This window comes from Agromyces sp. NPDC058110 (assembly GCF_042884735.1).
Classification (GTDB): Bacteria; Actinomycetota; Actinomycetes; order Actinomycetales; family Microbacteriaceae; genus Agromyces.
This window is the reverse complement of record NZ_JBHVTI010000002.1, coordinates 301,432-323,015: the sequence shown is the minus strand read 5'-3', so window position 1 is coordinate 323,015 and position 21,584 is coordinate 301,432. Positions and strand designations below refer to the sequence as shown.

Below are 21,584 nucleotides of genomic sequence, written 5' to 3'. Positions count from 1 at the left end.
CGTCCGCCCTCCGCCCCGGTCTCGGGCGCGGCCCAGCCCTCGGTGGGGAGGACCGGTCGCCCCGGTCGGGATCAGCCGGGCAACTGCGCCGCGACGAACCGAACGCCGGTCGCTCGCTCCTGCCAGCCGACGCCGCTCTGCACGACGAGTTCGCCCGACTCGAGCCGCACCCGGACGTCGCGCACGCTGTTGGCCGCGTCGAGCTGCGCTCCGCCGTCGGGCCCGTCGCGGGTGGACGCGACACCGCCGAGGAACTGCGTCACGATGCGCGTGGCGTCGCCGCCGGTCCGCGTCAGCGAGGCGACGGTGCGGCCGTCGACCCAGGCCACGTCGAGCGGGACGCCGTCGACCGAGGCGAGCCGCAGCACGGTGCTGCCGAGCTCGACGGGCATGCCGTCGGCGTCGCGGTGGATGGCGGCGACCACGAAGGAGGTCCCGGTGCCGTCGGCGAGCTGGGCGAGCAGGCGCGTGCCGTCTCGCGAGACCTCGATCGCGGCGATCGACGACCCCGACCACGGCACCTCGACCCGCCCGTTCAGCTGGCCGTCGGAGCTGAACCAGGCCAGGTCGCTCGGCGCATCGGCCGGCACCGTCCAGACGACCCCGGCCCGATCGTAGGCGGGGGTGATGAGCCCGTCGCGCGGGTCGAGCAGCAGCGGCTCGTCGTCGCCGACCGTCAGGACCGAGACGCCGTCGGCGTCGAGGATCGCCGTCGACGTCGCATCGGGCCCGATCGCCGCCCCGATCGCATCGGCCCGGACGACCTGCTCCGACAGTCCCTCGATGGGCGTGATGCCGTCTCCGGAGGAGGAGAGGTAGCCGAGCGTCTCGCCGTCGAACACGACCGGCCGCGGGTCGACGCGCGGGTCGCGCACGGCAGGGTTCGACGGCACGCCGGCATCCGATTCGACGCCGTTCAGGATCAGCTCGACGCTGCCGACGTTGCGCACGCTGCCGATGAGGCTCTCGTCGAGTTGCAGCTGCATGCGCTGGGCGGCTGCGAGGTCGTCGAATGCGGCGCCGGTGAGCGACACCTCCGCGACGCGCGACGTGACCGGCACCGCGGCCGGCGACAGCTCGGTGCCCTCGGGGAACGCCGTCTCGACGCCGGGATCGAGCCACTCTGCCGGGCCGGAGAGCAGGGCCTGCACGACGCTGGTCTGCGCCGAGTCGCGCCCGGCGAACCACCGCGAATCGGGCACGAGGTACCGGTACGTCGGGTCGAAGAAGTAGAGGGTGTACTCGCGGAAGACCTGCGCGAAGTTCGCCTGGTCGATGACGATGCCCTGCGGTGCGCTCGAGATGCGCCACTGCCCGTCGATCTGCTCGAAGTCGTAGGTGAGCTGCAGCGGCGTCGCCGACGAGGCGACCTCGTACTGCCCCTTGTTGCGCAGCGAGGCCGCGGGAGTCGCGGTCATGCCGATGCGCGTGTCGGAGACCTCCTCGAACTCGCGGTCGGCGAACACGTCGATCGTCGCGCCGTCGTCTGCCCGCCATTCCTCGGCGAACGTCGGGGTGAGGAACTCGTAGGCCCGCTGGTAGTTGTTGCGCGGGCTGAGCGCGGCGGTGAGGAACCCCTGCAGGATCTCCTGCTGCGTGCCGTCGACCTTCGGCGGGTCGACGATGATGTCGAGGTCGAGCGACGAGGCGTCGGTCGGCGCGGGATCGCCCTGCTGCACCTTGCCCGAGCTGGGGATCGCCACGCACCCGGTGAGCAGGAGCGCGAGCACCACGGCGGATGCCGCGAGCAGCCGTCTACGCATCGTGCACCTCTCGCTCGTCGTCGGGCAGGATCGCGCCGACCGAGGCCGTGGGCGGCGGGCCCGACGCCTCGGGGTCGTGCGGCTCGAGCGGCAGCGGGGACTCGACGCCTGCGGCGCCGGCCTCGGTGCGCGCCTTCGACGAACGCGGCAACGTGAGCCGGAAGACGCTGCCCTGTCCGGGGTGCGACCACACGTCGAGGCGGCCCTCGTGCGCGACGGCGTCCTCGAGCGAGATCGCGAGGCCGAGACCGGTGCCGCCGATCGTGCGCACCCGACTCGGGTCGGCGCGCCAGAACCGGTCGAACACGCGCTCGGCGGCCTCGGCCGTCATGCCGAGGCCGTAGTCGCGCACCGACAGCGCGACGGCGGTCGCGTTGCTGTCGACGGCGACCACGATCGGCCGGCCCTCGCCGTGCTCGATGGCGTTGCCGAGCAGGTTCGTCACGATGCGGCGGATGCGACGCGGGTCGACGTCGGCGTCGAGGTGCCCGCCCGGCGCCTCGAGCCGCACCTCCGAGCCGCGCTCGCGTGCGAGCCCGTGCATCTCCTCGATGACATCGCCCGCGAGGTGCACGAGGTTCGTCGGCTCGGTCGCGAGGGTCACGGACCCGGCGTCGTAGCGGCTGATCTCGAGCAGGTCGCCGAGCAGGCGTTCGAAGCGCTCGGTCTGGGTGTGCAGGAGCTCGACGGTGCGCGCGGTCGGTCCGGCGAAGTCCTCGCGCTGGCCGTAGAGCACGTCGCCGGCGAGCCGGATGGTGGTGAGCGGCGTGCGGAGCTCGTGCGAGACATCCGACACGAAGCGCTGCTGCATGACCGAGAGCTCGGCGAGCTCGCGGATGCGCGCCTGGAGGCTGTCGGCCATGCCGTTGAAGGATGCCGCGAGCGAGGCGAGCTCGTCTTCGCCGCGTTCGGGGATGCGCACGCCGAGGTCGCCCGCCGCGAGCCGTCGGCTCGTCGACGCCGTGGTGCGAATGGGCTCGATCACGCCGCGCACGACGACGAGCGTGATCGCGCTGAGCAGCGCGATGAGCGCGATCGCGCCGACGGTGCCGGTGACCTGCATGAACGCCAGCGTCTGCTGCGCCTCGGCGAGGTTGTAGCCGAGGTAGAGCTCGTACCGGCCCACCCCTGCCGGGAACTGCAGGGCGCTGCCGACCACGATGCCGGGGTCCGTGCCGCCGGTGGCGTTCTCGAGCGCGACCGACTGCCAGTACTGGCTCTCGGGGTGCGCCTGCAGCTGCGAGCGCAGATCCGACGAGATGACGCCCGCGAGGTCGGGACTCAGCTGGTCGGGCGGCGCGATGCTGAGGGCCCCGGCTGCGGGATCGCGGAAGATCGCGACGACGTCGGTGCCCGCGATGTTCGTGACGGTGTCGAGCGTCGCCTGCATGAGCAGCTGCAGCGATCCGCGGTCGGCGGCATCGGAGGAGTCGAGGATCAGCTGCGCCGCCGTCGTGGCGTTGTTCGAGGCCGCGAGCACGCGCGAGCGCTGGTCCTGGAACAGGTTCGAGGCGACGCTGAACGAGATGTAGAGGCCGATGACGAGGATCGCGAGGGTCGACAGGCCGATCGTGATGAACACGGTGCGCACCTGCAGCGAACGCCGCCACGTGGACCTGACCCCCGCCCAGAGGCGCCGTGGAAGTTCGCGCCACGAGCCGGTGGCGCGCGATTCGTCTGCGGCGGCCATTCCCGTCAGGTGGTCGCGCCGGCGCGATAGCCGACGCCGCGCACGGTCATGACGATGCGCGGGTTGTCGGGGTCGTGCTCGACCTTGGCGCGCAGGCGCTGCACGTGCACGTTCACGAGTCGCGTGTCGGCCTTGTAGTGGTAGCCCCAGACCTGCTCGAGCAGCATCTCTCGCGTGAACACCTGCTGCGGCTTCGAGGCGAGCGTGAGCAGCAGGTCGAACTCGAGCGGCGTGAGCGAGATGCGCTCGTCGCCGCGGCGCACCTCGTGGCCGGCGGCGTCGATCGTGAGGTCGCCGACCGCGTACGTCTCGACGGAGGACTCGGGAGTCGGGCGGAGCCTCGTGCGGATGCGCGCGACGAGCTCCTTCGGGTTGAACGGCTTGACCATGTAGTCGTCGGCGCCGGACTCGAGGCCCTTGACCACGTCGGCGGTGTCGCTCTTGGCCGTCAGCATGATGATGGGCGTGCCGGACTCCGCGCGGATGCGCCCGCAGACCTCGATGCCGTCCATGCCGGGCAGCATGAGGTCGAGCAGCACGAGGTCGGGGCGGCTCTCGCGGAACGCCGCCACGGCGCTCGCGCCGTCGCCGCAGAAGACGGGGTCGAAGCCCTCGGTGCGCAGCACGATGCCGATCATCTCGGCGAGGGCCGTGTCGTCGTCGACGACGAGTACGCGTGAAGTCATCGGTTCTTCCTGTGATCTGCGCCTTCCGGCACGGTGGACCGGTCACACAAGCGTAGTCGTTCGCCCCGGCAAGGGGGGCGGATGCCGCATCCGGGCGCTGCGGGCGTGCGCGCCCGTCCGCGGGTTGTGAACGCGGCCGGTGCGCCGCGGCCCGATATGCGAGCATGGGAATGCGCAGCGGAAGGAGCTCGACGAGGTGGCCGAACACGACTGGCGAGCGCCCGGAGCGCCCGAGCCGCAGCCCGAATCCGCGACGCCGCAGACCGGCGCGCCGGCACCGCAGCCGCAGGCGCCCTCCGGTTCGCCGCAGTCGCCCTACGGCGCACCGCAGTACGGAGCGCCGCAGTCCCCGTACGGAGCGCCGCAGTACGGCGCACCGCAGCCCCCGTACGGAGCGCCGCAGTACGGAGCGCCGCAGTACGGCGCGCCGGGCAGCCAGGCCTGGACCGCTCCCCCGAAGCCGGGCCTGCTGCCGCTGCGCCCGCTGGGCTTCGGCACCCTGCTCTGGGCCCCGTTCCGCACGCTTCGGCGCAATCCGGCCCCGACGTTCGGCAGCGGCCTGCTCGTGCAGCTCGCGGCGGTCCTGCTCGCCGCCGCGGTCATGGTGCCCGTCTTCGTGTGGATGTTCGGGCGCCTCGATTCGGCGACGCCCGCTCAGGCCGAGGAGCTCCTGCCGGGGTCGATCGCGGCCGTCGTGCTCGCGATGCTGTTCGCCGTAGGCCTGTCGGTCGTGGCCGGCGCCTTCCTGCAGGGCGTCATGGTCGTCGAGGTCGCCACCGGCACGCTGGGCGAGAAGCTCGCGCTCGGAGCCCTGTGGCGTCGCGCGATGCCGCGCATCGGCGCGCTCATCGGGTGGACCCTGCTCGTCACGCTCGCCCTGTTCGTCGTGCTGGCGGCGCTCGTCGGCATCATCGTCGTCGGGGCGGTCACGGCCTCGCCCGTCGGCCTGGCGGTGAGCATCGTGGTCGTCGTGCTGCTCTCGCTCGGCCTCGCCGTGCTCGGCTGGTGGATCGGCGTGCGGCTCTCGCTCGTGCCGAGCATCATCGTGCTCGAGCGCGCGGGCATCGCGACGGCGATGCGCCGCTCGTGGGGACTCACGATCGGCTACTTCTGGCGCACGCTCGGCACGCTGCTGCTCGTCGGGCTCATCCTGAACGTCGCCTCGCAGGTCGTCGTGCAGCCGATCTCCTTCATCGGCGGACTGCTCCCCGCGCTCATCGACCCGACGAACACGGGGTCGGCGGTCGCGATCAGCATCGTGATCGGGGTCGTGACGATCGTGCTGTCGGTCGTCATCGGGGCGATCACGACGGTCGTGCAGGCGGCCGTGATCGGGGTCATCTACATCGACCTGCGCATGCGCACCGAGGGCCTCGACCTCGAGCTCGCCCGGTACGTCGAGCGCCGCGACGCGGGTCAGACTGTGGGCGACCCGTGGGCGGTGCCCGAGCCCAGCCCCGTGCCGTCCGGCGGCATCCCGGCATGATCGCGGTCGCGGCGGTGCGCGCGATCGGCGCCCGGGCGGATCCGCTCGAGCCCGACGCCGACGAAGCCCGCCGCTGGGTGCTCGACGAGCTCTCGAAGCCGAGGTATCGCGCGGCCGAACCGAACGCGCTCGACGTGTTCGCCCGGTCCGTGCGCGACTGGTTCGCCGACCTGCTGAACGGAGCCGGGGCCGTTCCTGCCGAGGTCGTCGCGCTGCTCGTGGTGCTCGTCGCGCTCGTGCTCGTCGTGGTCGGCCTGCTCGTGTTCGGGCTCCCGCGCCTGCGCCGGCGACGGCGCTCCGTCGGATCCCCGGCGTTCGAGGGCGACCTGCGCGATGCCGCGACGATCCGACGTGCCGCCGAGGCCGCGGCACGCGCGGGCGACTGGGCGCTCGCGATCGAGGAGCGCTTCCGGGCCATCGTGCGGCAGCTGGTCGAGCGCGAGATCGTGCACGTCCACCCCGGCACGACGGCGCATGCGGTGGCGGATGCCGCGGCCCGCCCGTTCCCCGACGCGCGCGCCGAACTGGAGGCCGCCGCCGTCGCGTTCGACCGGGTGCGCTACCTCGGCGACGCGGGCGACGCGGCCGCCTCCGACCGCATGACCGCGCTCGACGTGCGGCTCGGTTCGGCGCGCCCCGCGCGGGAGACCGCTCCGATGGCCGGGGCTGCGTCCGGGTCGGGATTCGAGGCGGTCCGATGAACGCGCCCGCCGGCGCCGCTCCCCCGGCCGAGACCGCTGCCGAGACCGCTGCCGAGACCGCTGCCGACACCGCTGCCGCGGCATCCGGTGCCCCCGCATCGCGCTCGACGTCCCTCGGCGACGAGCGGGGCGCTCCGACCGATGCCGCGGCGCTCACGCCGACGCCGCGGGCGCTGCTGCGTCGCGGGCGCACGTGGCTCGTGCTCGCCGGCGTGCTCGCGATCGGGGTGGTCGGGCTGCTCGTGCTCCAGGGCGGCATCGGTGCGCCTGGCGGCCGGCTCGACCCCGGAAGCCCCGGCGCCGCAGGGTCCGGCGCCGTCGTCGAGGTGCTCCGCGCGCACGACGTCGAGGTGACCGTCGCGCGCTCGCTCGACTCGGCGCTCGACGCCGTCGACCGCGCCGGCGAGGCCACCGTGCTCCTCTACGACGAGTTCGGCACGCTCGACGGCGCGCGGCTCGACGAACTCGCCGGCAGCGGCGCGCGCCTCGTGGTCGTCGAACCCGGGTTCCGCGCGCTCGAGGTGCTCGCCCCCGGCGTGCGCCTGGCCGGCGCCGCAGACGGCCCGATCGACGCCGCGTCGTGCGACGTCGGGGCGGCGGTGCGAGCCGTGGGCCTCTCCGACGGGCAGCGACTGCTGACGATCGACGCCGAGGCGCGCGGGGCCGGCTGGCAGGGCTGCTTCGCGCAGGGCGACGGCTTCGCGGCGGCGATCGGTCGAGGCCCGGTCGCCGGGTCATCCGACGCCGTGTCGCTCGTCGCGGCGACCACCGTGTTCGAGAACTCGCGCATCGACGAGGCGGGCAACGCCGCCTTCGCGATCGGGGTGCTCGGCGCGACCCCCGACCTGGTCTGGTACCTGCCGGGCCCCGGCGACACCGAGGCCGTCGACGCGCCCACGCTCGGTGAGCTCACGCCCGGCTGGGTGAGCCCGGTGCTCGTGCTCGCCGTGGTCGTGACCGTGGTCGCCGGGCTCTGGCGGGGCCGCCGGTTCGGTCCGCTCGTCGTCGAACGCCTGCCCGTCACGGTGCCGGCCGGCGAGACCACGCAGGGGCGCGCGCGGCTCTACGCTCGCTCCGCGCAGCGCACGCACGCGCTCGATCAGATGCGCATGGCGTCGATCGGGCGGCTCGCCGCCTTGATGCGACTGCCTCGCACGGTCGACGTGACGGCGGTCGCGCAGGCGGCGGCGACCGCGACCGGCCGCGACGCGGCATCCGTCGTGCACCTGCTCGTCGACGAGCAGCCCGACCGCGACGGCCGGTTCGTCGAGCTCGCCCGCGCCCTCGACGACCTCGAGCGCGACGTGGCCGCGTCGATCCGGCCCGATCCGGCCCGGTACGGCCGGCAGACCCCGGAGACCACCTCAGACGACCCGCCAGGAAGGCAGCGATGACCGACACCTCACCCACGAGCACCACGGACGACGACCCTGCGGGCGGCGGGCAGCAGCCCGGCATCGCCTCCGAGGCCCCCCGCGACGACGCCGGGCTGCGCGACGCGCTGAACCGGGTGCGCCTCGAGGTCGGCAAGGCCGTCGTCGGCCAGGACGGCGCCGTCACGGGTCTCATCATCGCCCTGCTCGCGCGCGGCCACGTACTGCTCGAGGGCGTGCCCGGCGTCGCCAAGACCCTGCTGGTGCGCACGCTCACCCGCACGCTCGACCTCGACACCAGGCGGCTGCAGTTCACGCCGGACCTGATGCCGGGCGACGTCACGGGTTCGCTCGCGTTCGACCCCCGCACGGGCGAGTTCGCGTTCCGCGAGGGTCCGGTGTTCACCAACATCCTGCTCGCCGACGAGATCAACCGCACACCGCCGAAGACGCAGTCCGCGCTGCTCGAGGCGATGGAGGAGCGCCAGGTCTCGGCCGACGGCGTCACGCGACCGCTGCCCGAGCCGTTCCTCGTGGCCGCCACCCAGAACCCCATCGAGTACGAGGGCACGTACTCGCTGCCCGAGGCGCAGCTCGACCGGTTCCTGCTGAAGCTCGTGCTCGACGTGCCGGAGCGCGAGTCCGAGTTCGCGATCCTGCGCCGCCACGCCGACGGCTTCGACCCGCACGACCTCGCCGCCGCAGGTGTCGAGGCGGTCCTCGGCACCGCCGAGCTCGAAGCCGCGCGGCAGGCGGCGGCATCCGTGCGCGTCTCCGACGACGTGCTCGCGTACGTCGTCGACCTGGCCCGCGCGAGCCGCCGCAGCCCGTCGCTCCGGCTCGGCGTCAGCCCGCGCGCCTCGACGGGGCTGCTCGCGGCCGCCAAGGCCTGGGCCTGGCTCTCGGGCTACGAGTCGGTGACGCCCGACCACGTGCAGGCGATGCTGCTGCCGGTCTGGCGGCACCGCGTGCAGCTGCGGCCCGAGGCCGAGCTCGAGGGCGTCTCGGTCGACGCGGTGCTGCGCGCGATCATGCAGCAGGTGCAGGTGCCGCTCTGACATGACGGTCACCGGTCGGTTCGTGCTGCTCGTCGCCCTCGGCGTCGTGCCCGTCGTCGTCGCGGGGCTCTCGGGGGCGGATGCCGCGTGGCTCGCGCTGCTCGGCTGGCTCGCCGTGACGATCGGGCTGGGCGCGCTCGACCTGTCGCTCGCGGGCTCGCCGCGACGGGTCTCGCTCGTGCGCGACCTGCCCGAGCGGGTGCGCCTGGGCGAGGCCGCGACCTCGACGCTCACGGTCGTCAACACGGGCGAGCGGATGCTGCGCGCCACCGTCCGCGACGGCTGGGAGCCGTCGGCCGGGGTCGCCGGGTCGAACCGCACCCGGCTCGACGTCGCTGCAGGCGAGCGGCGGAGCCTGCGGCTGCAGCTCGAACCGTGGCGCCGCGGCGATCGGCGAACGGAGGCCGTGACGATCCGCTCGGCCGGGCCGTTGGGCCTGTGGTGCCGACAGGCGACGCTCGCGGCGCCGGGGCGCCTGCGCGTGCTGCCGCCGTTCCACTCGCGCGTGCACCTGCCGTCGCGGCTCACGCGCCTGCGCGAGCTCGACGGCCGCACGCCCATGCTGGTGCGCGGCCAGGGCACCGAGTTCGACTCGATCCGCGAGTACGTGCGCGGCGACGACGTGCGCTCCATCGACTGGCGTGCCACCGCGCGCCACGTCGATCCGGCGGCCCGTGGCGGCGCGAAGCTCATGGTGCGCACCTGGCGGCCCGAACGCGACCGCCGCATCGTGATCGTCGCCGACACCTCGCGCACGGCGGCCGCGCGGGTGGCCGACGAACCCCGGCTCGACACCGCGTGGGAGTCCACCCTGCTGCTCGCCGCGCTCGCGACGCACGCCGGCGACCGCGTCGATTTCTTCGCGTGGGACCGACGGGCGCGCGCCAGGGTGACCGGGGTGACGGGCCCCCAACTGCTGCCCCGTCTCGTCGAGGCGATGGCCGGCGTCGAGGCCGAGCTCATCGAGGCCGACTGGACGGGCCTACCGGCCCGGATCCGGGCCACGACGAGCCGACGCGCGCTCGTCGTGCTGCTCACGGCCGCCGACTCTCCCGGGGCGACGCGCGGGCTGCTCTCGGTGCTGCCGCAATTGACGGCCAGGCACACCGTGCTCGTCGCGTCGGTGCTGGATCCCGAGTCGGCCGCCTCGGCCGCGCGCCGCGGCACGCTCGACGAGGCGTACCTCGCCGGCTCGGCCGAGCGTGCTCGCCTCGACGTCGACCGCGTGGCGGCGGCGATCCGGCAGTCGGGCGCCCATGCGGTCTCGGCGGCCCCTCGCGACCTGCCGCCGGCACTCGCCGATCGGTACCTCGACCTGAAGGCCGCTGGACTGCTCTGACCCGGCGCCGACGTCCGAGACCGACCAGCGGGTCCGGACATCGAACATCGCATAACGATTCGGTCATGCGACCCCGGATGTCCCGATCGAGCGGCGCGCGCTCGCTATGGTCGCAACGAACCGCGGCTCGGGGGCGCCGCGTTCCACTCGGCACTGCTCATGCACACGCGCTTCGAACCCTCCCTACGAAAGGATCGGTCATGTCCACCACGTCCACTCCCGTCGCCTCACCGTCGACGGTCCAGAAACTCACCTCGGAGGTGCTCGGCACCTTCATCCTCGTCTTCGGCGTGATCGGCACCGCGATCTTCGCGGCCGGATTCGCCGGCGGCGAGGGCGGCCTGAACGTCGGCTTCCTCGGCGTCGCGCTCGCGCTCGGCCTGAGCGTCGTGGTCGGGGCCTACGCGTTCGGCCCGATCTCGGGTGGGCATTTCAACCCGGCCGTGACCCTCGGGCTCGCGGTCGCCGGCCACTTCGCGTGGCGCGAGGTGCTCGGCTACATCGCCGCGCAGCTCGTCGGCGGCATTCTGGCGTCGACGGCGCTGCTCGGCATCCTCGCGACCGGCCCGGTCTTCGACATCGCCGTGTTCCAGGGCGCCTCGACCGGGTACGGCGAACTGTCGCCGGGCGGCTACGGCCTCGTGTCCGTGTTCCTCGTCGAGACGATCGCGACCGCGGTCTTCCTCTTCGTGATCCTCAGCGTGACCAGCTCCGGCCGCGTGGCCGCGAACTTCGCGCCGCTGGCGATCGGCCTGACCCTCACGGTCATCGCGCTCGTCGCGATCCCGGTCTCGAACGGCTCGTTCAACCCGGCCCGTTCGATCGCGACCGCGATCTTCGGCGGGGCAGAAGCGCTGAGCCAGGTCTGGCTCTCGATCGTCGCCCCGATCCTCGGCGCGGTCATCGCGGGCTTCATCTTCAAGGCGGTCTTCGACCGGCCCGCGAAGCTCGCGGCCTAGTCCGGCACCACGAACGGCGGATGTCCCACGCGGGACCTCCGCCGTTCGCCGTCTCCCGCGGGTGCTGTGAGCACCGGAACGGATGCGGGTCAGCCGGCGATGATGCGGGTCGCTCCCGCCTCGAACTCCTCGAGGTCGCCGGTCGCGCTCGCCCGTGTCGCCCGACCGCCGAGCACGAGCATGTATGCGAGGAACCCGCCGAGCGCGAGCACGCCGATGCCGATCTTCACGGGCCACGGCCACGGGGCGGGCGTCACGAACCCCTCGATGAGTCCCGAGACGAACAGGAAGAACACGAGCCCGATCGCGACCGTGAACAGGGCGCGCGCCTCTTGGGCCAGCGCGACGCCGCGCGGACGCCGGCCCGGAGCGACCCACGCCCAGAAGATGCGGAGGCCGGCGGCCGCGGCGACGAACACGCACGTGAGCTCCAGCAGGCCGTGGGGCGTGATGTAGAGGAAGAACGTGTCGGCCTCGTCGTAGGCGAACATGATGGCCGCCGTGATGCCGAGGTTCTGGGCGTTCTGCATGATCACCACTGGCACCCACACGCCGGTGATGCCGAACGCGACGCACTGCGCGGCGATCCACGCGTTGTTCGTCCACACGGCGCCGGCGAACGAGGCCGCCGGGTTCTCCGAGTAGTACGACACGAAACCCTCGTCGGCGAGCTGCTGCAGGTCGGCCTCGTCGCCGAGCGATGCGAGCACCCGAGGGTCGGCGGCGATCCACCACGCATACAGCGCGGCGACGACCACGGTCGCCACGGCGACCGCGAGCGTCAGCCACCGCACCCGGTACAGGGCGGCCGGCAGATCGACCAGCGCGAACCGCGTGAAGAGCTTCAGCGGGTTCTCGGAGGCGCCGGTGAACCGCAGGCGCGCCCTCGCGAGCCCGATCGAGAGCCGGTCGCCGAGCGCCGTCGAGCCGACCGTCGTCTGCACGAGCGAGAGATCGGAGGCGGCGCCCTGGTAGCGCTCGATGAGCTCGTCGGCCTCGGGGCCCGAGAGCCGACTCGCACGCCCGAGCGCGTCGAGCCGCTGCCATTCGTCGTGGCGTGCTGAGGCGAGCGCGTCGAGGTCCATCTGCTTGAATACTAGCCATGGTCGACGCCACGCACGCCCGCAGCGGCGCCGCCCGTCACGACGAGGAGGGCGTGGTCATCGGCGAGGCCGTCGCGCTCGACCTTCGACCGGCATCGGCGCTCATGCGCGGCGGCGGCACCATCATCGACGTGCTCGTCTCGATCGCGCTCCTCGTCGGCATGGCCCTCATCGCCACGGGCGCCGGGCTCACGGTCGACGGCGCGGCGTTCCGGGCGATCGCGATCGGCGGCGTCGTGCTCGTCATCATCGTCGTGCCGACCGCGGTCGAGACGGCCTCGCGCGGTCGTTCGCTCGGCAAGCTCGCGATGGGCCTGCGCGTCGTGCGCGACGACGGCGGCGCGATCGGGTTCCGGCACGCCTTCATCCGGGCCCTCACCGGCGTGCTCGAGATCTACCTCACCCTCGGCGGGCTCGCCGTGCTCGTCGGATTCCTGAACCCCTCGTCGAAGCGACTCGGCGACCTGCTCGCCGGCACCCACGCCCAGGTCGAGCGCACGCCCGCCGTGCCGTCGAACCCCTTCGACGTGCCGACGGCGCTCGTGCCGTGGGCCTCGATCGCCGACGTCGCTCGACTGCCCGACCCGCTGGCGCGCCGCGTCGCCTCGTTCTTCGAGAACGTCGGGCAGCTCTCGCCCGAGAGCCGCGCCCGCCTCGCGGCATCGCTCGCGGCCGAGGTCGCGCCGTTCGTCTCGCCGGTGCCGGATGCCGCGCCCGAGCCGTTCCTGGCCGGCGTGGTCGCCCTCCGCCGCACGCGCGACGCCCGGGCGCTCGAACTCGAACGCGCCCGTCTCGCCGCGCTCGAACCCGTGCTGTCGGCCGCTCCCGCGGGGTTCCCGCGGCGCTGAGCCCGCGAGTCCCCGCACGCCGCGCGGGCTCGTCGGCCGGCCTCCGCACGCGGGTCTCGCCGAGCGCGCAGGACAACCACGGAACGAGAGCGGGGCGGATGCCGCAGGCCTGCGCCCGCGGCATCCGCCCCGCCCATGCGAGACCGACCGATCAGTACCGGTAGTGGTCGACCTTGTACGGGCCCTCGACCGGCACGCCGATGTAGGCGGCCTGCTCGGGGCTGAGCTCGGTGAGCTGCACGCCGAGGGAGTCGAGGTGCAGGCGCGCGACCTTCTCGTCGAGGTGCTTCGGCAGCACGTAGACGCCGACGGGGTACTGCTCGGGCCGGGTCCAGAGCTCGATCTGCGCGAGCACCTGGTTGGTGAACGAGTTCGACATGACGAACGACGGGTGACCGGTCGCGTTGCCGAGGTTCATGAGGCGACCCTCGGAGAGCACGAGGATCGACCGGCCGGTCGGCAGGCGCCACTCGTGCACCTGCGGCTTGATCTCGACCTTCTCGACGCCCTCGAGCGCCTCGAGGCCCGCCATGTCGATCTCGTTGTCGAAGTGGCCGACGTTCGAGACGATCGCGAGGTGCTTCATGGCGAGCATGTGCTCGAGGCGCAGCACGTCCTTGTTGCCCGTGCAGGTCACGAAGATGTCGACCTCGCCGACCACGTCTTCGACGCGCGCGACCTGGTAGCCGTCCATGGCCGCCTGCAGCGCGCAGATCGGGTCGACCTCGCTGACGATGACGCGCGCGCCCTGGCCGCGCAGCGCCTCGGCCGCTCCCTTGCCGACGTCGCCGTACCCGACGACGAACGCGACCTTGCCGCCCATGAGCACGTCGGTCGCGCGGTTCAGGCCGTCGGGCAGCGAGTGGCGGATGCCGTACTTGTTGTCGAACTTCGACTTCGTGACCGAGTCGTTGACGTTGATCGCCGGGAAGCGCAGCTCGCCCTTGGCGTGCAGCTCGTAGAGGCGGTGCACGCCGGTCGTCGTCTCTTCGGTGACGCCCTTGAGCTCATCGGCGATGCGGGTCCAGCGGTCGGAGCTCGCCTCCAGCGACCGGCGGAGCGTGTCGAGCACCACGCCGTACTCGTGGCTGGCGTCGGCGGGCGTCGCGGGCACGGCGCCCGCGAGCTCGAACGCGCGGCCGTCGTGCACCAGCAGCGTGGCGTCGCCGCCGTCGTCGAGGATCATGTTCGGGCCGATCCAGTCGGCACCTGCGGCGGCCGCCTCCGCGCTCCAGTCGAAGATGCGGTCGGTGCACCACCAGTACTCCTCGAGGGTCTCGCCCTTCCAGGCGAACACCGGAACCCCCTTGGGGTCGTCGACGGTTCCCTCGGGGCCGACCGCGATCGCCGCGGCCGCCTCGTTCTGCGTCGAGAAGATGTTGCAGCTCGCCCAGCGCACCTGCGCGCCGAGGGCCACGAGCGTCTCGATGAGCACCGCGGTCTGCACGGTCATGTGCAGGCTGCCCGCGATGCGAGCGCCCGCGAGCGGCTGCGAGGGGCCGAACTCCTCGCGGAGGGCCATGAGGCCGGGCATCTCGTTCTCGGCGAGGCGGAGCTGGTGGCGCCCCGCCGCGGCGAGCGAGAGGTCGGCGACCTTGAACGGGAGGGCGGAGGTCTCGGCGATGGTCATGCGTCCATTGTCGCAGGCGCCCGGCCGACTGGGCAGCCGACCCGATCAGGCGCGGATGAGGGCGAGCACCTCGTCGCGCACGACGGCCATGGTCGAGGCATCCGCACCCTCGACGTTCAGGCGCAGCAGCGGCTCGGTGTTCGACGGGCGCACGTTGAACCACCAGAACGGCTCGTCTTCGGCCGTGATGCCGAACACCGTGAGTCCGTCGAGCTCGTCGAACTCCCCTCGGCCCTGGAACGCCTCGACCACCCGGGTGTACGCCGACGGCACGTCGTCGACGACCGAGTTGATCTCTCCGGAGAGCGCGTACGGCGTGAACCGGTCGGCGAGCTCCGACAGCGGCGCCCGCTGCGACCCGAACTCGGCGAGCACGTGCATCGCGGCGAGCATGCCGTTGTCGGCGCCCCAGAAGTCGCGGAAGTAGTAGTGCGCGGAGTGCTCGCCGCCGAAGACCGCGCCGGTCTCCTTCATGCGGTCCTTGATGAGCGAGTGGCCGACGCGCGTGCGAACCGGGTTCGCGCCCGCCTGCTCGATCGTCTCGGGCACGAAGCGCGACGTGATGAGGTTGTGGATCACGTTCACGTCGGTCTCGCCGAGGGCCGTGACCCTGGCGATCTCGCGCACCGCGACGATCGCGGCGACCGCCGACGGGGTGACCGCCGCGCCGCGCTCGTCGACGACGAAGCAACGGTCGGCGTCGCCGTCGAAGGCGAGCCCGAGGTCTGCACCGTGCTCGACCACCGCGGCCTGCAGGTCGACGAGGTTCGCGGGCTCGAGCGGGTTGGCCTCGTGGTTGGGGAACGTGCCGTCGAGCTCGAAGTACAGCGGCACGATCTCGAGCGGCAGCTCGGACAGGCCCGCCGCGGTGCCGAGCACTGCGGGCACCGTGAGCCCGCCCATGCCGTTGCCCGCGTCGACGACGACCTTGAGCGGGCGGATGCCGGAGAGGTCGACCAGCGAGCGCAGGTAGGCGGCGTAGTCGGCCAGCACGTCGAGCGGCTGCACCGAACCGGTGGCCTCGACGGGGAGGATGCCCTGCTCGAGGTAGTCGCCCGCACGGTCGCGGATCGCCGCGAGCCCGGTGTCGAGCGAGATGCCCTGCGCCCCTGCCCGCGAGAACTTGATGCCGTTGTAGGCGGCCGGGTTGTGGCTGGCCGTGAACATCGCGGCGGGCGCGTGCAGCGCACCCGATGCGTAGTAGCTCTCGTCGGTCGAGCAGAGCCCGATCGCGACCACGTCGGCCCCGCGGGCCGTCGCGCCGCGTGCGAACGCTGCGGCGAACACCGGGGAGGAATCGCGCATGTCGTGGCCGACGACCACCTTGCCGCCGGCAGCGCCGACCTCGTCGACGAAGGCGGCCGCGAGGGCTTCGACCGACTGCTCGGTGAGCGCGTCGCCCACGATCCCACGGACGTCGTATGCCTTCACGATGGAGCTCAGGCGCTCGCGGTCGACCGGGTTCGAGGCGTTCGTCATGCGGTGGAATCTACCCGACCCGGCGTGACATATCGAACGACCTGCCAGCCGACCGGCGCGGAGGTGCGCTCGGCGTGGGTGGCGCAGAGGTCGTAGCCGTGGGGCTCGCGGGTCACCGACAGGGGGCCGAGCACGGCCATCGAGTCGGCGTAGTCGAAGGTGAGGGTCGCGACCGCCTCGGCGGGGCACGCGGTGCGCGAACATCGTCTCTTCATGGCTCGACCATGGTAGCGACGCTGCCGGACATTACGATGGAGGGCATGCCCCGATCCCGTCGTGTCGCCACCCCGCGCTCGCCCCGGCGACTCGCCCGCGACCGGCACGGCCGGGGCATGCGCTCGGCAGTCACCGGCCCCCACCTCGAGCCCCTCACGACCCGCATCGAGGAGTTCGATGCGACGGTCGCGGCGACGGCGTCGTACCTGCGCGGCCTCTGGCCCGAACTCGAGGGCGTCGTCTTCGAGGTCACGCAGGCTCCGGCGGAGGCGATCCACGGCGACCACATCGATCGTTGGAAGGTCGTGCACGACGAGCGGCGCATCACGTTCCACCGGTTGCCGATCGTGCGGTTCCTGCGCCTCCAGGAGGGCGAGGAGCGCGACGAGAAGCTGCTCATCGAGAGCTGCGTGTTCCGCGCCGTCGCCGAGTTCCTCGACCGCGACCCGTGGGAGCTCGCACCGGGGCGCTACCGCCACCTCTGACGTGCGCTGCCGCCCCCGCGGCACGTCGCCTGGCCGGTCCCTGCGCACCGTCGGACGGCGCAGGGCGCAGGCACCGTCGGACGCAACGCACCCGGGACGACTGCCCCGGCCGGCCCCGCGGCATCCGATCAGCGCGGGTACACCCTGATCGGCGAGTCGAGGGGGCCCGGCGGGGCGACGGGGAACGAGGCGAGCGCGTCGGCACCGCGGAACGAGACGGAGGCCCGTACTCCTTCGGCTCCGGTGAGCACCGCGGTTCCGCGTTCGAGCGGCACCGAGACCGCGCCGGACGGCGGCACCTCGACCTCGACCTCGTCGCCGCCGACGGTGACCGTGACGGAGGCCGTGTCCGAGGCATCGGCATCGAGCGCGAGGTGCAGGGCGGGCGACGGTCCGGACGGGATCGCGAGCACCGCGGAGTCGAGCAGGGGCTGCGCGGCGGCGAACCAGGCGAGATCGGCCGGCACCCCGGCATCCGTCGCCGCGTCGTCGTCGCCGGGGGGTGCGGCGACCGTCGACCGGGCGGCGGCGACGATCGGGCCGTCGGCGTCGATGCGCACCGTGTAGGCGCCTTCGGGGAGGTCGCCGAGCGGGATGTCGCTCACCTTGCCCGGCTGCAGGTCGGCGTCGATGGAATCGCCGGCGCCGCCGTCGACCGGCACCACGGAGATCACCGCCTCGACCTCGTCGCCGCTCGGGCTGTAGAGCCGGAGCGCCGGGAACGCATCGCCGTCGGCGTGGTCCTCGTCGGCGGCCACGCCCGTGCCGCCGTCGATCAGCACACCCGGGATCACCTGGGTCTCCGCGGGCGGCGCCGTCGGGCCGGAGATCTCGACGCCCGCAGGCGCCAGCCCCTCGACCACCGACTGCTCGAGTGAGGCGGCGATCGCCCCGCCGCTGCTCGTGACGTGCACGACGGGCGATGCGACGTTGGGCGCGAGGCCCGCGAGCGAGAGCACGCGCTGCGTCTTCGCGGGCACGGTGATGCCGATCGCCGAGCGTGCCTCGACAGGGCCGGCTTCGCCGATCACCCGCACGTCGACCGTCGCCGCGACGTCGCTCGCGTTCGAGAGCAGCACGAGGCTGCTGCGGCCGACGGTGGTCGCACCGGCGACGAGCCATGACTCGGCGGCGCCCTCGGTGCAGGATGCCGCGGCGAACCCGCCGATCGTCTCGGACCGTTCCGTCTGCGACTGGGCGCCCGCGAGCATGCCCGGGTCGACGGCGCCCGCCGCCGCGTCGATCACGAGCGGGCCGGAATCCTCCGCCGCCCCGGGATCGTCGGACATCGCCAGCCACGACAGTTCGAGGTCGACGTCGTCGGGCTGCGTCGCGGTGACGACCGACGCCGTGCCGACCACGTCGATCGCGGTCGCCTCCGCCGCGTCGGCGCCGAGCGCGAGGATCGGGCCGGGGCAGACGCGCTGCTGGCTCACGGCCTCGGGCTGCACGACCGTCGACGGCGGCTCCGCCCGGTGGGCGGGCCAGGTGCCGAGGGTCGCGGCACCGACGAGGCCGACCGCCACGGCCGCGGTCGCGACGGCCGCGAGCGAGCGCACTCCGATCCGAACGAGCTTCCTGCGATCAGCGGGCATCGGGGGCCTCCCCTGCATCGGGTCGGTCGGGAGATTCGGGATCGGGTTCGGACTCGGGTTCGGCTTCGGACTGTGGTTCAGGCTCGGACTCCGGCTCCGGTTCGGACGCCGGCTCAGGGTCAGGCTCGGATACCGATTCGGGCTCCGCCTCGGGCTCCGAATCGGGCTCGGCCTCAGTCTCGGTGTCAGCCGGCTCCACCGGCTCAGCTTCGGGCTCGGACTCAGGTACCGATGCGGACTCCGCCGCGGGCTCCGAATCGCGCTCGGACTCAGTCTCGGCCTCGACCTCGGTCTCGGCCCGCCCCACCGGCTCCCGCCTGGTGCGCCGCATGCGCGACGCCCGCTGGGGCCGCCGATCCAGCTCTCGTCCGGCACCGGTCGGGATCGACAGCAGCAGGGTCACGAGCAGCACGAGCAGCTGCACGGCCGTCACGAGGCCACCGACCCAGCCGGTGTCGGTCGGGATCTGGGCGGCCGCGGCATCCGGCTCGGCGTCGACGAAGCGCCACAGGGTGCCGTAGTCGGTGTCGCCGACCGGGGTGAGCGCCGCATTGCCGTCGAGGGCGACGCGGGCTCGCTCGGCGGTCGCATTCGAATCGCCGTCGGCCGCTCCGGCGAGCAGCACGAACGAGATGCCGTACTCGCCCACCGCGGCGTCGGCGTCGAACCCGCTGCGGCTCGCGAGGTTGCCGGCGATGTCGGCGATCTGCAGCTCGTCGTCGGTGAGCTCGGTGCGCGTCTGCGCGAGGGTCGACTGGTCGTCGAGGGTCTCGCCGAGCCCGTGCACGAGCGTCGCGCGGAGGCCGCCGTCGGGGAGCGGCTGCATCCGGAGCGTCGTGACCCGGGGATCGGCGTCGGCCTCGGCGACCACGTACGCGGGCACGGAGCGCTCGGCCGCAGGCCCCACCACCGCCGACCCCGTGGCGAGGGCCCCGAGCGTGGGCATCACCGCGACGACCGCGCAGAGGGCGACCACCGCGACCACCCAGCCGCGGAAGCGCCGAAGGGCGTCTGCGCCCACCACGACCGCCACGACCAGTCCGAGCCAGGCGAGGCTCAGCCCGGCACCGGCCCAGATCGCGATCGACTCCGACCCTGCGGTCGCGACCGACAGCAGCGTCGCGGCGAACGCGGTCGCGAAGCCCGCGATCGCGGTCGCGACGGCGAGGAGCACCGTGCGGATGCCGCGGGCGAAGAACGCGCCGAGCCCGACGAGCAGAAGCGGCACGAGCAGGGCCGACAGCACGAACATGAGCGTGCGCGCGTCGAGGCCCGCGAGCACCGGGATCGATGCGACGGCATCGGGCCAACCACCCCAGCCCGCCTCGGGCAGGCCGAGCGCGAGCTCCCACGGGGTCGGCGACACGCTGCCGAGCGGCAGCCCCGGGTCGGCGAGCAGGCCGAGCGGGTTGCCCGCCGAGATCTGCTCGAGCACGAGCGGCAGGGCGAGCGCGAGCGCGGGCACCGGGAGCCAGGCGAAGCGCACCGCCGCGCGGCCGCTGGTCGCGAGGGCGACGACCCAGCCGAGCAGCAGGGCGGGCGCGAGGCTCGGTGCCGCGGCGAGCACTGCGGCGAAGAGCAACGACGCGGTCGCGGCCGACGACCACGATCGGGCGGCGCCGAGCATCGCGTAGGCGAGCCAGCCGAGCAGCACGTGCGCCAGCACGGCACCCGGGCGCCCCTCGGCGAGCGCCGCGAGGAACATCGGCGCCAGCATCCAGACGATCGCGGCGAGTGCGCGCACCCACCCGCGTTCCGTCAGCCTCGACGCGGCGAACCACGCGCCGAGCGCGGCGGCGGGCAGCGCGAGCAGCCAGAGTCCGACGAGCGCCGCCGACGGCGCCCAGAACGTGATCGACCCGAGCACGGCGAGCATGCCGGCGAACGGGTCTGCGGCGCCGACGAACCCGGCACCGATGTCGCGCCAGCCGTACGCCGCGTTGCGCCAGAGCTCGGCGAGGCCGTTCGACAGGGGCAGCAGTCCGCCGCCGCCGACGCCTCCTGCGCCGAGCAGCCAGGAGAACAGCACCACGGATGCCACGACCGACACGAGCAGCACCCAGCCGCCGCCCGTGCCGATGAACGCCACGTCGTCGGTGCGTCCGCGCGCGCGGATGCGGCGCGCCTCCACCGCGGCATCGCGGCGTCGCCTGGCCTCGTCGGGCTGCAGCCGGAGCGGCGCGACGGCCGACCATCCGGTGGTCTTCGCCGAAGCGAGCACCCGACGCGACCTGGGCACGCGCATGCCGCCGAACATGGTCGCGAAGGCCGCCGTGAACTCCCCCGGGATCGCGCCGGGGCGCTTGCCGAGCAGCGCGACGACCGAACGGACGAGCGCGAGCGGCAGGAACGTGAGCCAGTGCAGCGGCACCGCGGCGGCGGGCGCGTACACGAGCCGCCGGTGCAGGGCGGCGGCGCGCGCGAGACGGTCCGTCCGACGGCGGGAGGAAGCCCGGTCGCCCGCCTGCGGGCCGGCGACGCCGTCGCGCGCGAAGCGCACGCGCGCCTCGGGCACCACGACGACCCGGTTGCCGGCGAGGCGCGCTCGCACGCCGAGGTCGAGTCCGTCGTCGACGACGGGCAGCGCGGGGTCGAAGCCGTCGAGCGCCTGCCACGCCTGGTGGCGTACGAGCAGTCCTGCCGGGTCGAGCCCAAGCACGTCGCTCTGGTCGTCGTGCTGCCCCTGGTCGAGCTCCTCGGGGACCACGGGCACGGAGCGACCGAGTCGCGTCATGGTGCGACCGAGGCTCGAGAGCCGATCGGGGGCGTCCCAGCGCACGAGCTTGGGTCCGGCGACGGCGATCGAGCGGCCGTTCACGAGCGTCGCGAGCAGCGCCTCGAGCGCGTCGGGCTCGGGGGCCGAGTCCTCGGCGAGGAGCCAGAGCGCGTCGGCCTCGTCGGCCGGGGGCTCGAGTACGCGCTCGCCCGCGCGCACGGCCTCGCCGAACGAGAGCGTCTCGTTCGACTCGACGAGGTGGGTCGCGCCCGCGGAGGCGGCGATCTCGCGAGCATCGGCCTCGGGCCTCGTGAGCACGATGACGAGCGCGTCGGGCGGTCGGCCCTGCGCACGGAGGGCGTCCAACGTGTGCCGTAGGCGGTCGCCGCCGTGGCGAGCGACGAGGACGGCGGTGACTCTGGGGAACATCGGGGCCAGCCTAGGCGGCGCCGTGCGC

At 73.5% G+C, this 21,584-nt stretch carries 16 protein-coding genes and 1 pseudogene; 8 read left to right on the top strand and 9 right to left on the bottom strand.

What is annotated here, in order from left to right:
* Positions 1–71 precede the first annotated feature (71 nt).
* From ACFVS8_RS06050 to mtrA, 3 genes are read right to left on the bottom strand one after another with little or no spacing between them, the layout of a single operon-like run.
* Positions 72–1,763: a GerMN domain-containing protein gene (locus ACFVS8_RS06050; protein WP_387058920.1), complete on the bottom strand. Its 1,692-nt coding sequence runs from the start codon at positions 1,761–1,763 to the stop codon at positions 72–74.
* Positions 1,756–3,453: an MtrAB system histidine kinase MtrB gene (mtrB, locus tag ACFVS8_RS06045; RefSeq protein WP_387058917.1), complete on the bottom strand. Its 1,698-nt coding sequence runs from the start codon at positions 3,451–3,453 to the stop codon at positions 1,756–1,758. Before mtrB ends, ACFVS8_RS06050 begins: the two co-directional genes overlap by 8 nt.
* A gap of 5 nt (positions 3,454–3,458) precedes the next feature.
* A complete protein-coding gene (gene mtrA, locus ACFVS8_RS06040) occupies positions 3,459–4,139 on the bottom strand; it encodes an MtrAB system response regulator MtrA (protein WP_387058914.1) in 681 nt (226 codons plus the stop codon).
* A gap of 196 nt (positions 4,140–4,335) precedes the next feature.
* On the opposite strand from mtrA, the gene ACFVS8_RS06035 reads away from it, so the two are divergent.
* The 6 genes from ACFVS8_RS06035 to ACFVS8_RS06010 all read left to right on the top strand — a co-directional run bounded on the left by ACFVS8_RS06035 (position 4,336) and on the right by ACFVS8_RS06010 (position 11,055).
* Entirely contained in the window at positions 4,336–5,625 is a 1,290-nt protein-coding gene (locus tag ACFVS8_RS06035) for a hypothetical protein (protein ID WP_387058911.1), read from the top strand.
* The gene (locus ACFVS8_RS06030) at positions 5,622–6,326 is read left to right on the top strand and encodes a DUF4129 domain-containing protein (protein ID WP_387058908.1); all 705 of its coding nucleotides are present in this window, start codon (positions 5,622–5,624) and stop codon (positions 6,324–6,326) included. Before ACFVS8_RS06035 ends, ACFVS8_RS06030 begins: the two co-directional genes overlap by 4 nt.
* Complete coding sequence (locus ACFVS8_RS06025) at positions 6,323–7,720, top strand: DUF4350 domain-containing protein (protein ID WP_387058905.1); 1,398 nt, start codon at positions 6,323–6,325, stop codon at positions 7,718–7,720. The genes ACFVS8_RS06030 and ACFVS8_RS06025 overlap by 4 nt, the downstream gene beginning before the upstream one ends.
* Positions 7,717–8,757 carry an AAA family ATPase gene (locus tag ACFVS8_RS06020; protein ID WP_387058903.1) on the top strand — a complete coding sequence of 347 codons (1,041 nt, stop codon included), beginning with the start codon at positions 7,717–7,719 and terminating at the stop codon, positions 8,755–8,757. Before ACFVS8_RS06025 ends, ACFVS8_RS06020 begins: the two co-directional genes overlap by 4 nt.
* 1 nt (position 8,758) lies before the next feature.
* The gene (locus ACFVS8_RS06015) at positions 8,759–10,096 is read left to right on the top strand and encodes a DUF58 domain-containing protein (RefSeq protein ID WP_387058900.1); all 1,338 of its coding nucleotides are present in this window, start codon (positions 8,759–8,761) and stop codon (positions 10,094–10,096) included.
* A 200-nt stretch (positions 10,097–10,296) separates the two neighbouring features.
* Positions 10,297–11,055, top strand: a complete 759-nt coding sequence (locus ACFVS8_RS06010) for an aquaporin (protein ID WP_387058897.1) — start codon at positions 10,297–10,299, stop codon at positions 11,053–11,055.
* Positions 11,056–11,144: 89 nt separating this feature from the next.
* Here the strand turns inward: ACFVS8_RS06010 and ACFVS8_RS06005 are convergent, their stop codons facing one another.
* A complete protein-coding gene (locus ACFVS8_RS06005; protein ID WP_387058894.1) occupies positions 11,145–12,140 on the bottom strand; it encodes a stage II sporulation protein M in 996 nt (331 codons plus the stop codon).
* A gap of 17 nt (positions 12,141–12,157) precedes the next feature.
* On the opposite strand from ACFVS8_RS06005, the gene ACFVS8_RS06000 reads away from it, so the two are divergent.
* On the top strand, positions 12,158–13,006 hold the full coding sequence (locus ACFVS8_RS06000; protein WP_387058891.1) for an RDD family protein: 849 nt from the start codon (positions 12,158–12,160) through the stop codon (positions 13,004–13,006).
* Positions 13,007–13,157: 151 nt separating this feature from the next.
* Here the strand turns inward: ACFVS8_RS06000 and ahcY are convergent, their stop codons facing one another.
* The 3 genes and pseudogenes from ahcY to ACFVS8_RS05985 form a co-directional block, all read right to left on the bottom strand.
* The gene (gene ahcY, locus ACFVS8_RS05995) at positions 13,158–14,636 is read right to left on the bottom strand and encodes an adenosylhomocysteinase (RefSeq protein ID WP_387058888.1); all 1,479 of its coding nucleotides are present in this window, start codon (positions 14,634–14,636) and stop codon (positions 13,158–13,160) included.
* A 45-nt stretch (positions 14,637–14,681) separates the two neighbouring features.
* The gene (locus ACFVS8_RS05990) at positions 14,682–16,115 is read right to left on the bottom strand and encodes a phosphomannomutase/phosphoglucomutase (RefSeq protein ID WP_387058886.1); all 1,434 of its coding nucleotides are present in this window, start codon (positions 16,113–16,115) and stop codon (positions 14,682–14,684) included.
* A 32-nt stretch (positions 16,116–16,147) separates the two neighbouring features.
* Positions 16,148–16,330, bottom strand: a pseudogene (locus ACFVS8_RS05985) (DUF3499 family protein); the annotation flags it as partial.
* A 45-nt stretch (positions 16,331–16,375) separates the two neighbouring features.
* Between ACFVS8_RS05985 and ACFVS8_RS05980 the strand changes: the two are divergent.
* The gene (locus ACFVS8_RS05980; RefSeq protein ID WP_387058883.1) at positions 16,376–16,816 is read left to right on the top strand and encodes a hypothetical protein; all 441 of its coding nucleotides are present in this window, start codon (positions 16,376–16,378) and stop codon (positions 16,814–16,816) included.
* A gap of 128 nt (positions 16,817–16,944) precedes the next feature.
* On the opposite strand, the gene ACFVS8_RS05975 is transcribed toward ACFVS8_RS05980, so the two are convergent.
* Together ACFVS8_RS05975 and ACFVS8_RS05970 are read right to left on the bottom strand one after the other, a co-directional pair.
* Complete coding sequence (locus ACFVS8_RS05975; RefSeq protein WP_387058880.1) at positions 16,945–18,411, bottom strand: DUF5719 family protein; 1,467 nt, start codon at positions 18,409–18,411, stop codon at positions 16,945–16,947.
* Entirely contained in the window at positions 18,401–21,556 is a 3,156-nt protein-coding gene (locus ACFVS8_RS05970) for a glycosyltransferase (protein ID WP_387058878.1), read from the bottom strand. Before ACFVS8_RS05970 ends, ACFVS8_RS05975 begins: the two co-directional genes overlap by 11 nt.
* Positions 21,557–21,584 lie beyond the last annotated feature (28 nt).

Excerpts from the sequence above, each read along its gene's own strand:
- ACFVS8_RS06050 (WP_387058920.1), bottom strand. The coding sequence starts at position 1,763 with ATGCGTAGACGGCTGCTCGCGGCATCCGCCGTGGTGCTCGCGCTCCTG.
- mtrB (WP_387058917.1), bottom strand. The coding sequence starts at position 3,453 with ATGGCCGCCGCAGACGAATCGCGCGCCACCGGCTCGTGGCGCGAACTT.
- mtrA (WP_387058914.1), bottom strand. The coding sequence starts at position 4,139 with ATGACTTCACGCGTACTCGTCGTCGACGACGACACGGCCCTCGCCGAG.
- ACFVS8_RS06030 (WP_387058908.1), top strand. The coding sequence starts at position 5,622 with ATGATCGCGGTCGCGGCGGTGCGCGCGATCGGCGCCCGGGCGGATCCG.
- ACFVS8_RS06025 (WP_387058905.1), top strand. The coding sequence starts at position 6,323 with ATGAACGCGCCCGCCGGCGCCGCTCCCCCGGCCGAGACCGCTGCCGAG.
- ACFVS8_RS06020 (WP_387058903.1), top strand. The coding sequence starts at position 7,717 with ATGACCGACACCTCACCCACGAGCACCACGGACGACGACCCTGCGGGC.
- ACFVS8_RS06015 (WP_387058900.1), top strand. The coding sequence starts at position 8,759 with ATGACGGTCACCGGTCGGTTCGTGCTGCTCGTCGCCCTCGGCGTCGTG.
- ACFVS8_RS06010 (WP_387058897.1), top strand. The coding sequence starts at position 10,297 with ATGTCCACCACGTCCACTCCCGTCGCCTCACCGTCGACGGTCCAGAAA.
- ACFVS8_RS06005 (WP_387058894.1), bottom strand. The coding sequence starts at position 12,140 with ATGGACCTCGACGCGCTCGCCTCAGCACGCCACGACGAATGGCAGCGG.
- ACFVS8_RS06000 (WP_387058891.1), top strand. The coding sequence starts at position 12,158 with ATGGTCGACGCCACGCACGCCCGCAGCGGCGCCGCCCGTCACGACGAG.
- ahcY (WP_387058888.1), bottom strand. The coding sequence starts at position 14,636 with ATGACCATCGCCGAGACCTCCGCCCTCCCGTTCAAGGTCGCCGACCTC.
- ACFVS8_RS05990 (WP_387058886.1), bottom strand. The coding sequence starts at position 16,115 with ATGACGAACGCCTCGAACCCGGTCGACCGCGAGCGCCTGAGCTCCATC.
- ACFVS8_RS05980 (WP_387058883.1), top strand. The coding sequence starts at position 16,376 with ATGCCCCGATCCCGTCGTGTCGCCACCCCGCGCTCGCCCCGGCGACTC.
- ACFVS8_RS05975 (WP_387058880.1), bottom strand. The coding sequence starts at position 18,411 with ATGCCCGCTGATCGCAGGAAGCTCGTTCGGATCGGAGTGCGCTCGCTC.
- ACFVS8_RS05970 (WP_387058878.1), bottom strand. The coding sequence starts at position 21,556 with ATGTTCCCCAGAGTCACCGCCGTCCTCGTCGCTCGCCACGGCGGCGAC.